Genomic DNA, 19,417 nt, shown 5'->3' with positions numbered 1-19,417 from the left:
CAGCATGGAAACAACAGTAATAAAGAAAGAAACAAAACAAGAAAACAAGCCGTCCATTTATTCCCTGCAGCTGCATGAATTAGAGCAATGGCTCAAGGAGCAGGGAGAGCCAAAGTTTCGCGCTGGACAAATTTACGATTGGCTCTATAAAAAACGTGTGGCATCTTTTGAAGAAATGTCGAATGTTTCAAAAGGATTGCGTGAGAAACTGTCGAATTCTTTTGGCATTACCACATTGAAGACGTTAGTAAAGCAAACATCTTCTGATGGAACAATTAAGTTTCTATTTGAGCTGTATGACGGCTATTCCATTGAAACTGTGTTAATGAGACATGATTATGGTAACTCGATTTGTGTGACAACGCAGGTTGGCTGCCGCATCGGCTGTACATTTTGCGCCTCCACACTCGGAGGGCTGAAGCGGAACCTAGAAGCTGGAGAAATTGTAGCGCAAGTTGTTGAGGTGCAGCGAGCGTTAGATGAGACAGGAGAGCGCGTAAGCTCGATTGTTGTAATGGGAATCGGTGAACCATTTGACAATTACGACCATTTAATGTCGTTTTTGCGCATTATGAATCATGAAAAGGGGCTTCATATCGGTGCGCGTCATATGACAGTATCGACGAGCGGCATCATTCCGAAAATTTACAAATTCGCAGAAGAGGATTTGCAAATCAATTTTGCGATTTCACTTCATGCGCCAAATACGGAGCTGCGTTCTAAGCTTATGCCGATTAACCGCGCGTATAAGCTGCCTGATCTTATCGAAGCGGTGAGGCATTATACAGAAAAAACAGGCCGCCGCATTACCTTTGAATACGGATTATTTGGGGGAGAGAACGATCAGGATGAGCATGCAGAAGAGTTGGCGCAGCTTGTAAAAGGCTTGAAATGCCATATCAATTTAATTCCAGTTAATTACGTGCCGGAGCGGAATTACGTGAGAACGCCGCGCGAGCAAATCTTTCGCTTTGAAAAAATCTTGAAAAAACATGGCGTGAACGTAACGATTCGCCGCGAGCAAGGCCATGATATTGATGCGGCCTGCGGACAATTGCGAGCAAAGGAGCGCAAAGAGGAGACGAGGTGACAAAATGAAGACCGTTTTTCTATCCGACCGGGGAAAAGTTCGTCCACATAACGAAGATTGTGCTGGAGTGTTTCAAAACTTAGACGGTGACATTTTGGCCATTGTAGCAGATGGAATGGGAGGTCATCGGGCAGGCGATGTTGCCAGCTCGATGACAATCCAGCTGTTTCATGATTACTGGAAGCAAACGTATAACATGGATACGCCGAAAAAGATGGAGAACTGGCTGAGAAGTCACGTTCACATTATTAATGAGCGTTTGTACAAATACGCCGAGAACCATGAAGAATGTCAAGGTATGGGGACGACGATTGTGGCGGCGCTGTGCACAAGTCAATTTGTTACTATCGGTCACATTGGAGACAGTCGCTGCTATATTTTATCCGAGGATGACTTCTCTTTGGTGACAGAAGACCATTCCCTTGTGAACGAGCTTGTTCGGCATGGGGAGATTACGAAAGAGGATGCTGAATCCCATCCGAAAAAAAATGTATTACTGCGTGCGCTTGGAACGGAACAGACTGTCGATCTAGATGTGAAAACATTGGTGCTGGAGCAGGGGGACCAAATGCTTCTTTGCTCGGATGGTTTGTCGAACAAAGTATCCTATGAGCAGCTGAAGCATGTTCTGCAGGCTGACGGGGAGATAGAGAAAAAGGGCGAGCGGCTTATCCAACTTGCTAATGACGGCGGCGGCGAGGATAATATTACACTTGTAATCATTCACTATACTGATTCGTCTGATGAAAGCAGGTGAGGTGAACGTGATGATTGGAAAACGTCTCAATGACCGTTACAAGCTGTTGAAAGTAATTGGGGGCGGCGGCATGGCCAACGTTTATTTGGCGCATGACGTCATTTTGGACCGGGAGGTGGCGGTGAAAATTCTTCGTTTAGATTATTCGAATAACGAAGAGTTTATTAAGCGTTTTCACCGTGAAGCACAATCTGTCACCTCTTTGTCCCATCCGAATATTGTGAATATTTATGATGTTGGGGAAGAGGATGGGATCTACTATCTTGTTATGGAGTATGTTCCCGGTCAAACTTTAAAGCAATACATACAGCAGCATGGAATGCTTTCAGTAAGAGAATCGCTTGATATTATGGAGCAGCTCACGTCTGCTATGGCGCATGCGCACCATTTTGAAATCGTTCATCGGGACATCAAGCCGCAAAATATTTTAATTCGTGACGATGGTCTCGTAAAGGTCACTGATTTTGGTATTGCTACTGCCACGACTGCTACAACGATTACACATACGAACTCTGTGCTTGGCTCTGTTCATTATCTATCGCCTGAGCAGGCACGCGGAGGTATTGCCAACAAAAAATCCGACATTTATTCACTTGGCATCGTAATGTTTGAACTGTTGACTGGCCGTCCGCCATTTTCAGGGGAGTCAGCTGTGTCCATTGCGCTCAAGCATTTACAAAATGAAACACCGTCACCGAAGCGTTGGAATCCTGATATCCCGCAAAGTGTGGAGAATATCATTTTAAAAGCAACTTCAAAAGATTCCTTCCATCGCTATGACTCTGTGAATGAAATGAAAGAAGATATTATGACTGCATTGTACCCGGAGCGGGCGAATGAAGAGAGATTCTCCATTCCGGATGATATGGAAGCAACAAAAGCGATTCCGATTATCCGTCCAGAAGCGTTTCAGGAAAGCGATAGTGATGAAACGATTGTCATGAGCGGGAAGCGAGAGGAAATAAAGAAAAAAACGGGGCCGGAAGAACAGCAGAAGACAGTGAAAAAGAAAGGAAAGCTGTGGAGGATTCTGCTTACTTTATTTCTCCTGCTAGGCTTGGGAGGGGTGTTTGCGGTAACAGTCGTTCCTGGCTTTTTTGCTCCAAAGGAAGTAAAGGTACCCGACGTTACGGGCATGCCATATGAAAAAGCAGTAACGACCCTGGTGGATAATGGACTGGATGTCACATCGCCACAAATTATTTATAGCGACGAGGTTGCAGAAGGCGATACGATTAAGACGAGTCCGGAAGCGGGTAAGATTGTTAAGGAAAATACAAAGATTACAATTTTTAAATCGGGCGGCAAGAAAAAGCAGGAGATGCAGCAGCTCATCGGCTTGCAATATGATAGTATAAAAGCATCATTAGCAGAACAATATGCGAATGTTGTTACGTATTATACAGAAAGCGAGAAAGCTAAGGGACAGATTCTAGACCAATTTCCGAAGGCTGGAGACTCTATCATTGAGAAGGAGCAGGAGGTTCGTATTTGGATTAGTGAAGGACCAAAAAGAACGGCGCTGGCTGATTTTACCGGTTGGACAGAAAACAGCGTAAATAACTATGCTTCCGAGAAAAAGCTTGTTGCCGAATTTAAGCAGGATAACTCTAATACGGTGGAAAAAGGGCTTGTGATATCACAAAATCCAAAGGCGGGCACCCTGCTGAAAGAGGGAGATAAAATTTCTATTGTGATTTCGGCTGGCGCAAAAGAAAAGCCGCGCAAAACGGTGACAATTAGTAATATTTCCATCCCGTATGAGCCTGAGCCTGTCGCGCCTGAAACACCTACTGATGAGCCGGCTAAGCCGCAAATTGTTGAAATTTATAAAGAGGATGCGGAGCATACTATGGCAAGACCGGTTGAAACGAGGACAATTACAGCGACGACTACGATTTCTATCGATCTTTTGATTGAGTACGGAAAAAGCGCTCGATATAAAATTGTACGTGACGGAACGACCATTGTAGAAAAAGAAATTCCATATCCGGCTGATTAGTGGAACAAGGAGTGAGTATATGCCAGCTGGCAAAATCATCAAGGCTTTAAGCGGATTTTATTACGTTGCACACGAGGGAGGCATTACGCAATGCCGCGGCAGAGGGGTGTTCCGAAAAAATAAAGTGACCCCCCTTGTTGGCGATGAAGTTGTGTTTCAGGCAGAGAACAATACAGATGGTTATATATTAGAGGTGCTAGAGCGGAAAAATGAACTTGTAAGACCGCCGATTGCAAACATTGATCAAGCCATTCTTGTATTTTCCGCAGTTGAACCAGGTTTTAGCTCCCTTCTTTTAGATCGTTTTCTTATGCTTATTGAGCATAACGATATTGAGCCGATTATTTGTATTAGTAAAATGGATTTAGCAGACGATGAAACAAGGAAGCAAGTGGAGGGGTTCGCACACGATTATAGAGAAATCGGGTATGAGGTGCTGTTTACCTCTAAAACAGCAGCGGAGAGTGTTGATAGGCTGCGTCCCTTTTTAGATGGACGAGTATCTGTGATTGCCGGCCAATCTGGGGTTGGAAAATCAACGCTTTTGAATTTACTTCGTCCGGAGCTGGAGCTAAAAACGAGCGGTATTTCCTCTCATTTAGGCCGTGGCAAGCATACAACAAGGCATGTGGAGCTTATTGAGATTGGCAGCGGTCTTGTTGCTGATACGCCAGGCTTTAGCTCCCTTGATTTCATCGATATTGAGGTGGAGGATGCAACAAATTGCTTCCCTGAGTTAAAAGAACAGAGTCAATATTGTAAGTTTAGAGGTTGTACACATATGGCTGAACCAAAATGCGCGGTGAAGACAGCGGTAGAAGAGGGTGCGATAGCTCGCTACCGCTATGATCACTATGTAGAATTTGTTCAGGAAATTAGAGATAGAAAGCCGAGGTACTAATGATGATTAAAATTGCACCATCTATCCTGTCAGCTGATTTTGCGAGGCTGGGGGAGGAAATTAAAGATGTAGAAAAAGGGGGAGCTGATTATATTCATGTGGATGTAATGGACGGGCATTTCGTTCCGAATATTACAATCGGTCCGTTAATCGTTGAAGCGATTCGTCCGATCACTTCGCTGCCGCTCGATGTGCACTTGATGATTGAACGGCCGGATCTATACATTCCGCAATTTGCAAAAGCCGGGGCCGATATTATTACAGTCCACGTTGAAGCGAGTCCGCATCTGCATCGGACGATTCAACTGATTCGATCCTTTGGTATTAAAGCGGGTGTCGTATTAAATCCGCACACGCCTGTTTCTATGATTGAGCATGTGTTAGAGGATATTGACATGGTTTTACTGATGACAGTGAACCCTGGGTTTGGCGGGCAATCCTTTATACATTCCGTATTGCCAAAAATTCAAGAAGTGTCGCGTATGGTACGTGAGCGCGGCCTGCATGTAGATATTGAGGTTGATGGCGGTGTAAACGCAGAAACGGCGCGGCTTTGTGTTGAGGCGGGGGCAAATGTACTTGTCGCGGGTTCTGCTATTTATAATGAAAAGGACCGAGCACAGGCGATTCGAATCATTCGCGGAGAGTGATAACTGTATACACTAAAAAACGGCTGTCCTGTAGGGGCAGCCGTTTTTATAAGAAACTGATTTTTGATAAAACAGGAGGTCTTCGGATTGATTATTCATATTTTAGCGGGCGGACCGCTCGACCACCATCCGGATTTTTCGCAGTATGAGGATGAGCAGGCAGTTTGGGCCGCGACAGACCGCGGCGTATATTACCTGCTAAAGCGGGGCATTGTACCGCATGCAGCATTTGGCGACTATGATTCCGTAACGGACGAAGAGCTGGGGTGGATGCAGCAGCAAAAGCCGGAACTTCATATTATGCCAAAAGAAAAAGACGAAACCGATTTGGAATTGGCGCTTCGTTGGGCGCTCGAGCAGCGTCCGGAAAGGATTCGCATTTTTGGAGCGACAGGAGGACGTCTCGATCATGCGTTTGCGAATGTGCAGATGCTGGTAAGAGGAATTGATAAGGAAATTCCCATTACAATTATTGATCATAAAAATGAAATATCTATACAAACACCAGGCATATATATACTAGAGAGCAACGAGTTGTTTCCTTATATCTCCTTCCTGCCGATAACCGAAACAGTCACGGGTATCGCGCTCAGCGGGTTCAAATATCCGCTTGAAAACGAAACGATTCATTGGGGATCGACGCTTTGTGTTAGCAACGAACTCATCAAGGAAAAAGGTACTTTTTCTTTTCAATCTGGCATATTAATGGTGGTAAGAAGCAGGGATTAGAGAAACGCTTTTTGCACTTATGAATATATTACAAAGAGATTGGGAGTAATGGGGATTAGGAGGGAAACCATGAGATTTTATACGATTAAGCTGCCGAAATTCCTAGGTGGTCTTGTAAGAGCGATGTTAAATACCTTTAAGAAGGGTTAAAAAGCACCGGGAACGGTGCTTTTTTCCTTTAAATGCAAAAAAGAGCCCAATTCGGACTCTTTTTATGATTAAACGCGTTCGATTTTGCCGGATTTCAATGCTCTAGCAGAAACGTAAACACGCTTTACTTTACCGTTAACGACGATGCGAACTTTTTGAAGGTTAGCACCCCATTTGCGCTTAGTTGCGTTCATAGCGTGAGAACGTGAGTTACCAGAACGAGCTTTTCTACCTGTGATTGCACAAACACGAGCCATCTATATTTCCCTCCTAACTACCATAACGTACCTTATTTTTCAAGGGCTTAAGGGCGGCTTTAGCCCCAAAAACACTACTATAATTTAACACAAGTATTATTAGAATGCAACAGTGTTCAAAAAAGAAATCAAGAAAAATTCCTTGACATAACATCTTGACGTATGTTGTATAATAACAGTGGGCAATTTTGCTCATTCTAAAGAAAATTCGCCGATTGGCGAGCCGTTAGGCGAAGACAGAGGTGTAGTTGCACTTACACTGTATTCCTAAAATTTCCGACTACGTCGAGTTCGCTTCTAGCTGGAAATTTATATTTTCCTACAGTGTAACAAAAGGAAGCAGCGTAAAAGGGAAATAGCATTTTCCCCGAAAACCGTATATGATAGAAATAAGCAGTTCAGCTCGCTTTGAACATTTCCAAAGGGGGAAACCATATGTCAATCGAAATGAAGACAGAGTACGGACAAATCGATATTAGTACAGATGTAATCGCAACAATCGCAGGCGGTGCTGCAGTAGATTGTTACGGTATTGTAGGAATGGCTTCCAAAAATCAGCTGAAAGACGGGTTAACGGATATTTTGCGAAGAGAGAACTTTACGCGCGGTGTGGTCGTTCGCGATGAGAACGGCGAAGTACATATTGATATGTATATCATCGTGAGCTACGGAACGAAAATTTCGGAGGTAGCCCACAATGTCCAAACGAAAGTGAAATATACGTTGGATCAAACAGTCGGATTGGCTGTCGATTCGGTAAATATTTATGTGCAAGGAGTTAAAGTAACGAACTTGTGAGGCGCAATAAGGAGGAAGGTCTGTGTCAATAAAACAAATTGATGGAAAGCGTTTAGCACAAATGATTTTACAGGGAGCGACAAACTTAACGAATAATGTAAAGCTTGTAGATTCGCTAAACGTTTTTCCTGTTCCAGACGGTGATACGGGTACAAACATGAACTTGTCCATGACATCAGGAGCAAAGGAAGTGCAGGGGAATGTTTCCGATCACGCCGGGAAGGTCGGTGCAAGTCTTGCGAGGGGACTCTTAATGGGTGCGCGCGGTAACTCTGGTGTCATTTTGTCCCAATTGTTCCGAGGATTTGCAAAGGCGATTGAACAAAAAGCAGTACTCACAACAGTTGATTTTGCCCAGGGGCTTGAGGCCGGTGTGGAAACAGCTTATAAAGCGGTGATGAAGCCGATTGAAGGCACAATTTTAACAGTGGCAAAAGATACTGCGAAACGAGCGGTTGCAGCGGCGAAAAAGCAAGACGATTTCGTTTCGTTCATGGAGGAAGTTGTACAAGAAGCAAACGAGTCCTTAAACCGCACCCCGGATCTTTTACCAGTGTTAAAACAGGTCGGTGTTGTCGACAGCGGCGGCAAAGGGCTTTGCGTCGTATACGAAGGCTTTTTAGCTGATCTGAAGGGAGAGACCATCGCATCCAAGGAGCCGGCTGCAACTATGGCGGACATGGTACAGGAAGAGCATCATCGCACTGTACAAAGTCAGCTAAGCACGGAGGATATTGAATTCGGCTATTGTACGGAGTTTATGGTGAAGCTCGACCCGGAAAAGGTAAAAGAGCATTCATTTTCCGAGCAAAAGTTTCGCGAGGATATGAGCGCATACGGTGATTCATTGCTCGTCGTGGCGGATGATGAGCTTGTGAAGGTTCATATTCATGCGGAGTATCCGGGAGATGCGATGAACTACGGACAGCGCTACGGCAGCTTAATTAAAATTAAAATTGAAAATATGCGCGAGCAGCATACTCATTTATTGCACGGTGAGGACATGGTGCAAGCGGCAGCGCCAGCGAAGAGTGAAGCAAAAAAGCAGCCGTATGGTATCGTAACTGTCGCGATGGGATCAGGTATTAAAGAGCTGTTTGAAAGCATGGGCGCCGTTCAAGTGATTGAAGGCGGCCAAACGATGAATCCGAGCACAGAGGATATCGTAAAGGCAATTGAAGCGGCACATGCAGAGCGGGTGATTCTGCTGCCGAATAATGGTAACATCGTCATGGCTGCGCAGCAGGCTGCTTCTGTTGTAGGGGATCATATTGTTGTTGTGCCATCGAAAACGGTTCCGCAGGGTATGGCAGCTGTGCTGGCATTCAATCCCGCGCTTACGCTTGAAGAAAACGCAAGTAATATGAAGGCTGCCCTTTCTTCTGTGAAAACAGGGCAGGTGACATATGCGGTGCGCGATACGCAAATGAACGGCGTTGATATTAAGAAGGATGATTACATGGGCATTGCAGAAGGAACAATCGTTGCCGCATCGGGCGATAAAATAGAAGTAACGAAGAAGCTTCTTGAGCATATGATTGATGAGGATGATGAGATTGTTACAATTTTGCAAGGTGAAGATGCATCAGATGAACAAGTAGAAGAATTGCAATCCTTCATTGAAGCTGCATTTGAGGACATAGAAGTAGAGGTTTACAAAGGGAATCAGCCGCTATATTCATTTATTATTTCTGTTGAATAAAGAAAAAGCTCTGTCTCACAACAAGACAGGGCTTTTTGCTCGTTTCATAAGAAAGAAGTATTTCTTGTGGATGGTGTCTAGCTCCCATGACCTGCTTGCTGCGGGGAAAGGCCTCTGCCCGCATGTCTTATTTCTTTGTTGAGAATGATAGGTCCAAACTCTAATGTTGATAGTGCGTGTGGTAGAATAGGAAGGGCAGGAGGTGCTACGTGATGTTACAAACACCAGTTATAGATTTAAAAGGTGTCGGAGAAGAAACTGCGGCTGTATTGCATGAAATGGGTTTATTTACGGTAGGTGATTTGCTCGAGCATTTTCCATATCGCTACGAGGATTATTCCATGAAGGATCTCGCAGAAGTAAAGCATGAAGAGCGCGTCACTGTAGAAGGTAAGGTGCATAGCCTTCCTGTCTTACAATACTATGGAAAGAAAAAATCGCGGCTTACGTTTCGTGTACTCGTAGGACGTTATTTAATTAACGCAGTATGTTTCAATCGGCCTTATTATAAAGATAAAGTTAAGATAGACGAAACGGTTACTGTTACAGGGAAGTGGGATCAGCATCGGCAAACAATTTCCGTTACCGAGGTGCATTTTGGGCCTCTTGTGCGACAACAGGATGTAGAGCCGGTATATTCCATTAAAGGGAAGTTAACAGTGAAGCAAATGAGACGCTTGATTTCACAAGCGCTGCAGCAATATGGGCAATACGTAGACGATCCGCTGCCGGATGGTTTATTGCAGCGCTATAAGCTGCTGCCGCGGCGCGAAGCTCTGCAGGCCCTTCATTTTCCGAGCGGACAACAAGATGTGAAACAAGCGCGCCGGCGTTTTGTATATGAAGAGTTTTTTTTGTTTCAGCTGAAAATGCAAGCTCTTCGCAAGTTGCAGCGTGAAAATTCAAAGGGGACAAAGAAGGAATATGATGAGGAGGCGCTGCGCGTATTTATCTCATCGCTTCCGTTTCCGCTTACAGGGGCGCAAGAGCGGGTTGTCTCTGAGATTTTATGTGATATGACATCAATGTATCGAATGAATCGATTGCTTCAGGGTGATGTCGGCTCAGGAAAAACGGTTGTTGCTGCTATTGCGCTGTATGCTGCAAAGCTCGCTGGTTATCAAGGGGCGCTTATGGTACCGACGGAAATTTTGGCTGAGCAGCACTATCAATCTCTTCTTGGTATTTTTGCAGCGTTTGACGTACGGATGGAGCTATTAACAAGCTCTGTAAAGGGAGTGCGCCGCCGTGAGATTTTGGAGCGTCTGCATATGGGAGAGGTTGATATTCTTGTCGGAACGCATGCGTTAATCCAGGATGAGGTGAACTTTCATCGGCTCGGGATCGTCATCACGGATGAGCAGCATCGCTTCGGTGTGGCGCAGCGCCGCATATTACGGGAAAAGGGAGAGAATCCCGATGTTTTGTTTATGACAGCGACACCAATTCCGCGCACGTTGGCAATTACCGCCTTCGGGGAAATGGATGTATCGGTGATTGATGAAATGCCAGCCGGCCGTAAGACGATTGAAACGTATTGGGCGAAGCATGATATGTTTGAGCGCGTGCTGGCATTTGTCGAGAAAGAACTGCAAAAGGGAAGACAAGCGTATGTCATTTGTCCGCTTATTGAAGAATCAGAAAAGCTTGATGTACAAAATGCAATTGATTTACACAGCATGCTTTCTCACCATTTCAAAGGCAAATGCAACGTTGGTCTTATGCACGGCCGTTTGTCCTCGCAGGAAAAGGATGAGGTGATGCGGGCGTTCAGTCAAAATGAAGTACAGCTTCTTGTTTCTACAACGGTTGTAGAGGTAGGTGTAAATGTACCAAATGCAACAGTAATGGTCATTTATGATGCAGAGAGATTTGGATTATCCCAGCTTCATCAGCTGCGCGGCCGTGTTGGACGCGGAAGTGAACAGTCATACTGTATGCTCATTGCTGATCCGAAATCGGAGGTTGGAAAAGAACGCATGCGCATTATGACAGAAACAAATGATGGTTTCGTTTTATCAGAAAAGGACTTGGAACTGCGCGGCCCAGGTGACTTTTTTGGAAGAAAGCAAAGTGGCTTACCTGATTTTAAGGTAGCAGATATGGTTCATGATTATCGAGCTCTTGAAACGGCAAGAAGCGATGCTGCGATTCTTGTAGAATCACAAGCATTTTGGCATACTCCGCAATATGCTGGACTTCGGCTATATTTAGAGAAGAGCGGCGTGTTTCAAGGAGAGAAGCTCGATTAACAAGACAGAAGCGACAAACTTTTTTGTTGCATTCTGTTTTTTTTGCTTATATACTACTATTAGTACCTAGTCATAAGATCGGAAGGCGCGAAATTGATGAGAAGACAGAAGAAGGAACGGCAACAGCTGCTAAAGGAAACGATACGAGATAATCCATTCATTACAGATGAAGAATTGGCGGAGAAGTTTCAAGTAAGTATTCAAACGATTCGACTTGACCGCCTAGAATTATCTATTCCTGAACTGCGTGAGCGCATCAAACATGTAGCAGCCAAGCAATTAGAGGAAAATGTGAAATCGTTGCCGCTTGATGAAGTAGTTGGGGAAATTATAGATATGGAGCTTGATGTGCAGGGGATTTCGATTTTAGATATCGGAATGGAGCATGTGTTTAAGCGAAATAATATCGCACGGGGGCACCATCTGTTTGCCCAGGCGAATTCGTTAGCGGTCGCTTTAATTGATGAAGAATTGGCCCTAACTGCAAAAGCGACGATTCAATATGTACGCCCTGTAAAGCTAGAGGAGCGTGTTGTTGCAAAAGCACGCGTATCTAATATTGAAAACGACAAAGGCAGAACGGTGGTAGAGGTAAGAAGCTTTGTCGGAAGTGAGATTGTGTTTACCGGAAGGTTTGAAATGTATCGTTCGAGTAAAAACAGTGAGGATGGGAACAGCAGATGAAAATTGCAATCGATGCAATGGGCGGTGATCATGCGCCGAAGGCCGTTGTGCTTGGAGCGATGAAGGCTGTCGAAAGGTTTTCCGACATACATATTACATTAGTTGGAAAAGAAGAGAAAATTCGCAAATACTTAACGAAGGAAGAACGTATTTCCATTTTACATACGGATGAAGTAATCGAAGCAACGGATGAACCAGTACGCGCGGTGCGGCGGAAAAAGAATGCTTCCATGGTGTTAACCGCTCAGCAGGTGAAGGAAGGAAACGCGGAGGCGTGTATCTCAGCCGGTAATACAGGTGCGCTCATGGCAGCTGGATTGTTTGTTATCGGTCGCATTGAAGGAATTGAGCGTCCGGCACTTTCTCCTACGATGCCGACAACTGACGGAAAAGGGTTTATTATGCTTGATGTTGGTGCAAATGTAGATGCGAAGCCAATTCATTTGTATCAGTATGCGTTGATGGGCAGCATTTATGCGGAGAAGGTGAGAGGAATTTCAAAACCGCGTGTCGGTCTGTTGAACGTAGGGACGGAAGACGGTAAAGGAAATGACTTAACGAAGCAGACATTTGAGCTGCTCAAGGATTCTTCGCTAAACTTTGTCGGAAACGTGGAAGCTCGCGATTTAATGCAAGGTGTTGCTGATGTGGTTGTAAGCGATGGGTTTACGGGAAATGTCGCTCTAAAGGCAATGGAAGGAACGGCGCTTTCTGTCTTTTCGCTGCTGAAAAAGCAACTGACAAGCTCATTTACAAGCAAGCTGGCGGCGGCGCTTTTAAAACCGAAGCTGCTAGGATTAAAGCAGCAGATGGATTATTCCGAGTACGGAGGAGCAGCCTTGTTCGGGCTGAAGGCACCGGTTATTAAGGCGCATGGTTCCTCTGATAAGCAGGCTGTATTCAGTGCAATCCGTCAAACAAGAGAAATGGTAGCCAACGGTATGGTTGCAACGATTACAGAGGCGATTGAGAGACAAACGGAGGGGGTAAAATAATGGGAAAAATCGCATTTTTGTTTCCAGGTCAAGGCTCTCAAGCTGTCGGCATGGGAAAACAATTGGCAGATCAGTATGAAGAGGTTGCGCAAGTATTCCAAAAAGCAGATGACATACTAGGTGTACCGCTTTCAAAAATTATTTTTGAAGGACCGCAGGAAGAGCTGACATTAACAACGAATGCACAGCCTGCACTTTTAACAACGAGTGCTGCAATTCTAACGGCTCTGAAGCAATCTGGCATTACGCCTGATTATGTAGCGGGACATAGCCTAGGTGAATATAGCGCGTTGGTAGCTGCGGGCGTATTTTCATTTGAAGATGGTGTCTATGCGGTGCGCAAGCGCGGTGAGTATATGGAAGAAGCGGTGCCAAACGGAGAAGGTGCAATGGCTGCTGTTTTAGGCATGGATCCGGCTTTGCTTCGTGATGTAACGGAGGAGGTAACGAAGCAAGGGCATCCGGTGCAAATTGCGAATATGAACAGCCGCGCGCAAATTGTAATTTCTGGAACGAAAACAGGTGTTGAGCTTGCATCGCAAAAGGCGAAGGAAAACGGAGCGAAGCGGGCGATTCCTCTTCGCGTGAGCGGTCCGTTTCATTCTTCTCTTATGAAGCCGGCTGCTGAAAAATTCCGCGCTGTGCTAGACGGAATCGAAATCCGTGACGCGCTCATCCCAGTCGTGGCGAATGTAACGGCGGATGTAGTAACAAGTAAAGAAGAAATGAAGGAAAAGCTAGTCGAGCAGCTCTATTCCCCTGTTCTTTGGTATCCTTCAATTGAACGTATGGTTGAGCTTGGGGTGGATACAGTTGTAGAAATCGGTCCCGGTAAGGTATTAGCAGGATTGATGAAGTCGATTGCTCCGTCTGTAAAAACATATGCAATTTACGATGAAGAAACGCTTCAGGATACGATTTCAAAATTGAGAGGAGAAGGCTGATGCTACAAGATAAGATTGCAGTTGTAACAGGAGCGTCCCGCGGAATTGGCCGCGCTGTAGCGCTTGAGCTGGCAAAAAATGGTGCGAAGGTAGTCGTCAACTATGCGGGCAATGAATTGAAGGCAAAAGAAGTAGTCGATGAAATTCAAAAGCTTGGCAGCGAAGCGATTGCAGTAAAAGCTGACATTGGAAACGGCGAAGAAGTAAATGCAATGATTAAGCAAGCCATAGATACATTTGGGAAAATCGACATTCTCGTTAATAATGCCGGCATCACAAAGGATAATCTATTAATGCGCATGAAGGAAGAAGAATGGGATGCAGTTATTAATACGAACCTAAAGGGTGTATTCTTGACAACAAAAGCAGTATCCCGCCACATGATGAAGCAGCGCGCCGGCCGTATTATCAACATTGCGTCTGTTGTTGGCGTAATGGGCAACCCAGGACAAGCAAACTATGTGGCAGCGAAGGCCGGTGTAATTGGTTTAACGAAAACAGCGGCAAAGGAGCTTGCGCCTCGCAATATTACAGTAAATACGGTTGCGCCTGGCTTTATCGTAACGGACATGACAGACAAGCTGGCAGAAGAAGTGAAGCAGGAAATGCTAAAGCTTATTCCGCTTGCAAAATTCGGTGAAGCGGATGATATTGCCCATGCAGTAGCATTCCTTGCATCCGACCGCAGCGGCTATATTACAGGACATACGCTTCACGTCAACGGCGGCATGAGCATGTAATAGCCCTTCATATAACAAAGAATTGATTTTGTCTAGTTTTTCTGTACAATATCTAATATAATGACTTGAGGGGAGGTGAACCAGAATGTCAGACGTTTTAGAGCGTGTAACGAAAATCATCGTAGATCGCCTTGGAGTAGACGAAACAGAAGTAGTTCCTTCTGCTAACTTTAAAGAGGATCTAGGTGCGGATTCTTTAGATGTAGTAGAGCTTGTTATGCAATTAGAGGACGAGTTCGAAATGGAAATTTCCGATGAGGATGCAGAGAAAATCGCAACTGTTGGCGATGCTGTTAGCTACATAGAGAGCCACGTATAAGATTTTGAGCAAGTCCCGTTTCTACGGGGCTTTCTCAGCATATATGCATACCTGTGGACGTTTAGGAGGAACCTATGCCGTACAGAAGACATAGAGACAAAAGATTTGAAGCGAAATATCGCGAGGCTTTCAAACAGTTTCAAGACAGGACGGGCATTGCATTTAAGAATGAAAAGCTGTTAATTCAGGCTTTCACGCATTCATCTTATGTGAATGAGCATCGCAAAAAACCTCATGAAGATAATGAGCGTTTGGAATTTTTAGGAGATGCGGTATTAGAGTTGACCATTTCTCAATATTTGTTTCAAAAATATCCGACTATGAGCGAAGGGGAGCTTACGAAGCTTCGTGCTGCTATCGTTTGCGAGCCGTCTCTTGTACAATTTGCGAATGAATTATCATTCGGTGAACTTGTATTACTAGGGAAAGGCGAGGAGATGACAGGGGGACGTGAGCGGCCGGCGCTGCTTGCAGATGTGTTTGAGGCATTTATTGGAGCGCTTTATTTAGATCAAGGCTTGGAGCGCGTTTGGGAATTTTTAAAAGATATCGTCTATCCGAAAATTAACGAGGGTGCTTTTTCTCATGTGATGGATTTTAAAAGTCAGCTGCAGGAATTAATTCAGCGCGACGGCAGCGGGAGTATTGAGTATCAAATTTTGCAGGAGAAGGGCCCTGCACATAATCGTGAATTTATTTCCCGCGTTACTTTAAATGGAGTTGCTTTAGGTCTTGGAAGCGGTAAATCTAAAAAAGAAGCGGAGCAGCATGCCGCAGAGGAAGCGTTAAAGAAGCTAAGAGAACATCAAGGATGAATCCCCCTAATCAAAGGGGGATTCATTCTGCGTAAAAAGGGGGAAGTGATGAATGTTCCTCAAAAGACTAGATATCGTTGGATTTAAATCGTTTGCTGAGCGCGTGTCTATTGATTTCGTTCCCGGTGTCACGGCGGTAGTCGGTCCGAATGGAAGCGGAAAAAGCAATATTACGGATGCGATTCGTTGGGTTCTTGGCGAGCAGTCCGTTAAATCGCTTCGCGGCGCAAAAATGGAGGACATTATTTTTGCCGGCAGTGATTCGCGCAAATCGCTGAATATAGCAGAAGTGACACTAACGCTTGATAATGAGGATCAGCAGCTGCCAATTGAATATAATGAGGTAAGTGTAACGCGGCGCGTATATCGCTCTGGGGACAGTGATTTTTTTATTAATAAGCAATCGTGCCGTCTAAAGGATATCGTCGATTTATTCATGGATTCCGGCATGGGCAGGGAAGCGTTTTCGATCATTAGCCAAGGAAAGGTCGAGGAGATTTTAAGCAGTAAATCGGAGGATCGCCGAGGCATTTTTGAGGAAACAGCCGGGGTGTTAAAATATAAAACACGCAAAAAAAAGGCAGAGGCAAAGCTTGAGGAAACACAAGAAAATTTAAACCGTGTTGAGGATATTATTCATGAGCTTAGCAGCCAAATTGAGCCGCTTCGCATCCAATCCTCTATTGCTAAGGATTATCTTGAGAAAAAAGAAGAACTTGAGAAGGTGGAAACAGCTCTTATTGTATATGAAATTGAGGAGCTGCATACGAAGTGGGAGCGCCTGCAGGAGGAGCTTGCACAAAATAAAGATCAAGAAGTAAAGCTGTCAGCGAAGCTGCAAGCAGGTGAGGCAAAGACGGAGGAGCATCGTGAGCATATGCATGCAATTGATGAGTCCATCGCTTCCTTGCAGGAGGTGCTGCTTCTATCGAGCAAGGAGCTTGAGAAACTTGAGGGGCAAAGAGAAGTACTAAAGGAAAGAAAAAAGAATGCAGCTGCCAACTGCGCGCAGCTTGAGAAAACGATTGAGGACTTAACGAGAAAATTACTGCAATATGAGGTAGATGTTAAGCAAGAAAAGAGTCAGCTTCAAGCATTTGCGCGTCATGTAAAGGAACTAGAGCAGCGTCTTGGTCAGCACCAGCATGCTATGCTGACCTATGAACAAAACTTAGAAGAAGAAATTGAGAGGCTGCAAGGCGACTATATCGAGCTGTTAAACAAGCAGGCTAGTTTTCGGAACGAGCTGGCTTTGATAGGGGAGCAAACGAAGCAGCAGGAATTGAAAACGAGACGTCTAAACGAAGAAAACGGTAAATTTTTGGAGCTGCGCGCTTCCATTGAAGAGAAGAAGGCAAGCCTAGCTGCCCAGTATAAGGTACTTCAGTCCTCCATTGCCCAGCACATTTCGCTGCTGCAGGAGACCGAGCAAAGAATTGCGCGTATGCGGACGCAGCAAACAGAAGATGAAGCGAAGCTTTATCAAGCCTATCAATACTTACAAAAGACGCGTTCCCGTAAAGAGATGCTCGAGGAAATGCAAGAGGAATATACCGGTTTTTATCAAGGTGTCAGGGAAGTGTTGAAGGAGCGCGGCAGCAGACTTCATGGAATCGAAGGGGCCGTTGCCGAGCTTGTTACAGTGCCGGAGGAATATGAAACAGCTATCGAAACGGCATTAGGTGCTGCTGCCCAGCACATTGTTGTACAAGAAGAACAGCACGCCAGAGAAGCGATTGCTTTTTTGAAGAAGCAGCAGTACGGACGTGCTACGTTTTTACCAATGACAGTAATCAAGAGTAGATATGTGTCATCTGACATGCTGCGTACTGCCCAGCAGCATCCTGCCTTTATCGGTGTGGCTTCTGAACTCATTACCTACCATCCATCGTATCGAAGCGTAATCACAAACCTGCTTGGGACAGTTGTTGTAACGAGCGATTTAAAAGGTGCGAATGAACTGGCGAGATTGCTGCAATACCGATACCGCATTGTCACGCTTGAAGGAGATGTTGTCAATCCGGGCGGTTCAATGACGGGCGGTGCTGTAAAGCAGGCAAAAACGTCATTGCTTGGGCGGCAGCGAGAGCTCGAGGCATGGGCGGCGAAGCTTGCGGATATGGAGCGTAAAACAAGCGCCCTAGAGACGCATGTGCAATCATTAAAAAAGGATATCGGCGAGCAAGAGAAGAAGGCAGCTGAGCTTCGTATGACTATTGAGGAAATCCGTGCAGATGAGCGTGCGCAAAAGGAAGAGATTACCCAATTGGAAGTAGAGGAGCATCGCGTTAATGACCGTCTTGCTCTTTACGATTTGGAGATGAATGGTTTTCATGAGGAACACACAAAGGCCGCCGGACGGGAGAAGATGCTGCAGCTTGAGCTTGAGCGAATCGGCGAAACAATTGCAAAGCTAGACGAACGGATGAACGCCTTAACGAAGCAAAAAAGTGAGCAGCGTTCCTCAAAGGAGAAGCTACAGGCAGAAATTACAGATACCAAGGTGCTGGTCGCACAGGAGCAGCAACGTTTGTATAATCAAAAGGAAACCGTTGCCCGTTTGCTGCGGGAACAGAGTGATGCAAATGAAACGCTCTCTAGAACAAAGGAGGATTTAGAGCTGCTGAAGCGTGAGACGGCCTCCAGTTCAAGCGGAGAGGTTCATTTGTCGGAGCAAATTGAGAAAAAAGCACATGACCGCAATCAGACGGTCGAGCTTATTAGTGTGCGCCGGGAGCAGCGCCTCAGTCTCCAAACAGCACTTGAGGATGCTGAGAGAGAAACGAAGGAAACAAAGCGGCAGCATAAATATTTACTTGATATCGTAAAAGACCAGGAGGTGCAGCTGGGCCGTCTTGACGTAGAGCTGGAAAACCGGCTGCAGCAGCTGCGTGAAACGTATACGATTTCGTATGAAGCGGCGAAACTAAAGTACCCGCTTTTGATGCCTGTTGAAGAGGCGCGTAAAAGGGTAAAGCTCATCAAGCTATCTATTGAGGAGCTTGGCACGGTTAACCTAGGTGCCATTGAAGAATATGAGAGAGTTTCCGAGCGTTATCATTTTCTTCTTGAACAACGCAGCGATTTGCAGGAAGCAAAGAATACGCTGCATCAGGTAATTAGTGAAATGGATGAAGAGATGAAGAAACGGTTTGCTTATACATTCCAGGCGATTCGTACTGAATTTCAAGCTGTATTCCGCGAGCTCTTTGGCGGTGGACGGGCAGATTTAATCATGACAGATGAAAAGGATCTATTGAACACAGGAATTGATATCGTAGCACAGCCGCCAGGGAAAAAACTGCAAAATCTCGGACTGCTATCAGGTGGAGAACGCTCGTTTACAGCGATTGCACTTTTGTTTGCTATTTTACGGGTGCGGCCTGTTCCGTTTTGTGTACTTGATGAGGTTGAAGCGGCGCTCGATGAAGCAAACGTAGCGCGCTTTGCACAATATTTGCGGAAATTCAGCAAGGAAACGCAGTTTATTGTCATTACGCACCGAAAGGGAACGATGGAGGAATGCGATGTACTATATGGTGTTACCATGCAGGAGTCCGGCGTTTCTAAGCTTGTTTCCGTTCGGCTTGACGATGAGGCCAAAGCGATTGCAAATGACTAAAAAGGATGTG

General features: G+C 45.3%; 18 protein-coding genes. 17 read left to right on the top strand and 1 reads right to left on the bottom strand.

The window, feature by feature from the left end; all coding sequences use genetic code 11:
• The first annotated feature begins 4 nt into the window (after positions 1-4).
• The 7 genes from rlmN to spoVM all read left to right on the top strand — a co-directional run bounded on the left by rlmN (position 5) and on the right by spoVM (position 6,279).
• The gene (gene rlmN, locus AC6HZ4_RS18360; RefSeq protein WP_497491131.1) at positions 5-1,090 is read left to right on the top strand and encodes a dual-specificity RNA methyltransferase RlmN; all 1,086 of its coding nucleotides are present in this window, start codon (positions 5-7) and stop codon (positions 1,088-1,090) included.
• A gap of 4 nt (positions 1,091-1,094) precedes the next feature.
• Entirely contained in the window at positions 1,095-1,847 is a 753-nt protein-coding gene (locus AC6HZ4_RS18355; RefSeq protein WP_497491130.1) for a Stp1/IreP family PP2C-type Ser/Thr phosphatase, read from the top strand.
• Positions 1,848-1,854: 7 nt separating this feature from the next.
• Positions 1,855-3,849, top strand: a complete 1,995-nt coding sequence (gene pknB / locus AC6HZ4_RS18350) for a Stk1 family PASTA domain-containing Ser/Thr kinase (protein ID WP_497491129.1) — start codon at positions 1,855-1,857, stop codon at positions 3,847-3,849.
• A 19-nt stretch (positions 3,850-3,868) separates the two neighbouring features.
• Positions 3,869-4,750, top strand: a complete 882-nt coding sequence (rsgA, locus tag AC6HZ4_RS18345) for a ribosome small subunit-dependent GTPase A (protein ID WP_497491128.1) — start codon at positions 3,869-3,871, stop codon at positions 4,748-4,750.
• A gap of 2 nt (positions 4,751-4,752) precedes the next feature.
• Positions 4,753-5,400 (top strand): ribulose-phosphate 3-epimerase, encoded by a 648-nt coding sequence (gene rpe / locus AC6HZ4_RS18340; RefSeq protein WP_497495762.1) that lies wholly within the window; start codon positions 4,753-4,755, stop codon positions 5,398-5,400.
• A gap of 87 nt (positions 5,401-5,487) precedes the next feature.
• Positions 5,488-6,129, top strand: coding sequence for a thiamine diphosphokinase (locus AC6HZ4_RS18335; RefSeq protein ID WP_497491127.1), 642 nt, complete (start codon positions 5,488-5,490; stop codon positions 6,127-6,129).
• A 69-nt stretch (positions 6,130-6,198) separates the two neighbouring features.
• On the top strand, positions 6,199-6,279 hold the full coding sequence (spoVM, locus tag AC6HZ4_RS18330; RefSeq protein WP_034670092.1) for a stage V sporulation protein SpoVM: 81 nt from the start codon (positions 6,199-6,201) through the stop codon (positions 6,277-6,279).
• Between the two features lie 68 nt (positions 6,280-6,347).
• Here spoVM and rpmB read toward each other — a convergent pair whose 3' ends face one another.
• Complete coding sequence (gene rpmB / locus AC6HZ4_RS18325; RefSeq protein WP_129726809.1) at positions 6,348-6,536, bottom strand: 50S ribosomal protein L28; 189 nt, start codon at positions 6,534-6,536, stop codon at positions 6,348-6,350.
• 435 nt (positions 6,537-6,971) lie between these two features.
• On the opposite strand from rpmB, the gene AC6HZ4_RS18320 reads away from it, so the two are divergent.
• The 10 genes from AC6HZ4_RS18320 (at position 6,972) to smc (ending at position 19,407) form a co-directional block, all read left to right on the top strand.
• On the top strand, positions 6,972-7,334 hold the full coding sequence (locus AC6HZ4_RS18320) for an Asp23/Gls24 family envelope stress response protein (RefSeq protein ID WP_497491125.1): 363 nt from the start codon (positions 6,972-6,974) through the stop codon (positions 7,332-7,334).
• Positions 7,335-7,356: 22 nt separating this feature from the next.
• Positions 7,357-9,036, top strand: a complete 1,680-nt coding sequence (locus tag AC6HZ4_RS18315) for a DAK2 domain-containing protein (RefSeq protein ID WP_497491124.1) — start codon at positions 7,357-7,359, stop codon at positions 9,034-9,036.
• A gap of 212 nt (positions 9,037-9,248) precedes the next feature.
• On the top strand, positions 9,249-11,288 hold the full coding sequence (gene recG, locus AC6HZ4_RS18310) for an ATP-dependent DNA helicase RecG (RefSeq protein WP_497491123.1): 2,040 nt from the start codon (positions 9,249-9,251) through the stop codon (positions 11,286-11,288).
• 96 nt (positions 11,289-11,384) lie between these two features.
• Positions 11,385-11,972 carry a transcription factor FapR gene (gene fapR, locus AC6HZ4_RS18305; RefSeq protein WP_497495761.1) on the top strand — a complete coding sequence of 196 codons (588 nt, stop codon included), beginning with the start codon at positions 11,385-11,387 and terminating at the stop codon, positions 11,970-11,972.
• Complete coding sequence (plsX, locus tag AC6HZ4_RS18300; RefSeq protein WP_497491122.1) at positions 11,969-12,967, top strand: phosphate acyltransferase PlsX; 999 nt, start codon at positions 11,969-11,971, stop codon at positions 12,965-12,967. Before fapR ends, plsX begins: the two co-directional genes overlap by 4 nt.
• Positions 12,967-13,911, top strand: a complete 945-nt coding sequence (fabD, locus tag AC6HZ4_RS18295; protein WP_497491121.1) for an ACP S-malonyltransferase — start codon at positions 12,967-12,969, stop codon at positions 13,909-13,911. The genes plsX and fabD overlap by 1 nt, the downstream gene beginning before the upstream one ends.
• Complete coding sequence (gene fabG / locus AC6HZ4_RS18290; RefSeq protein ID WP_497491120.1) at positions 13,911-14,651, top strand: 3-oxoacyl-[acyl-carrier-protein] reductase; 741 nt, start codon at positions 13,911-13,913, stop codon at positions 14,649-14,651. The genes fabD and fabG overlap by 1 nt, the downstream gene beginning before the upstream one ends.
• Before the next feature lie 85 nt (positions 14,652-14,736).
• On the top strand, positions 14,737-14,970 hold the full coding sequence (locus tag AC6HZ4_RS18285; protein ID WP_129726801.1) for an acyl carrier protein: 234 nt from the start codon (positions 14,737-14,739) through the stop codon (positions 14,968-14,970).
• Positions 14,971-15,044: 74 nt separating this feature from the next.
• Complete coding sequence (gene rnc, locus AC6HZ4_RS18280; protein WP_497491119.1) at positions 15,045-15,785, top strand: ribonuclease III; 741 nt, start codon at positions 15,045-15,047, stop codon at positions 15,783-15,785.
• A 52-nt stretch (positions 15,786-15,837) separates the two neighbouring features.
• Positions 15,838-19,407, top strand: a complete 3,570-nt coding sequence (smc, locus tag AC6HZ4_RS18275) for a chromosome segregation protein SMC (RefSeq protein WP_497491118.1) — start codon at positions 15,838-15,840, stop codon at positions 19,405-19,407.
• Positions 19,408-19,417: the final 10 nt, after the last annotated feature.

Source organism: Ectobacillus sp. OTK (genome assembly GCF_059698935.1).
The sequence above is the reverse complement of the archived record's forward strand: the minus strand, read 5'-3'. Positions and strand labels throughout refer to the sequence as shown.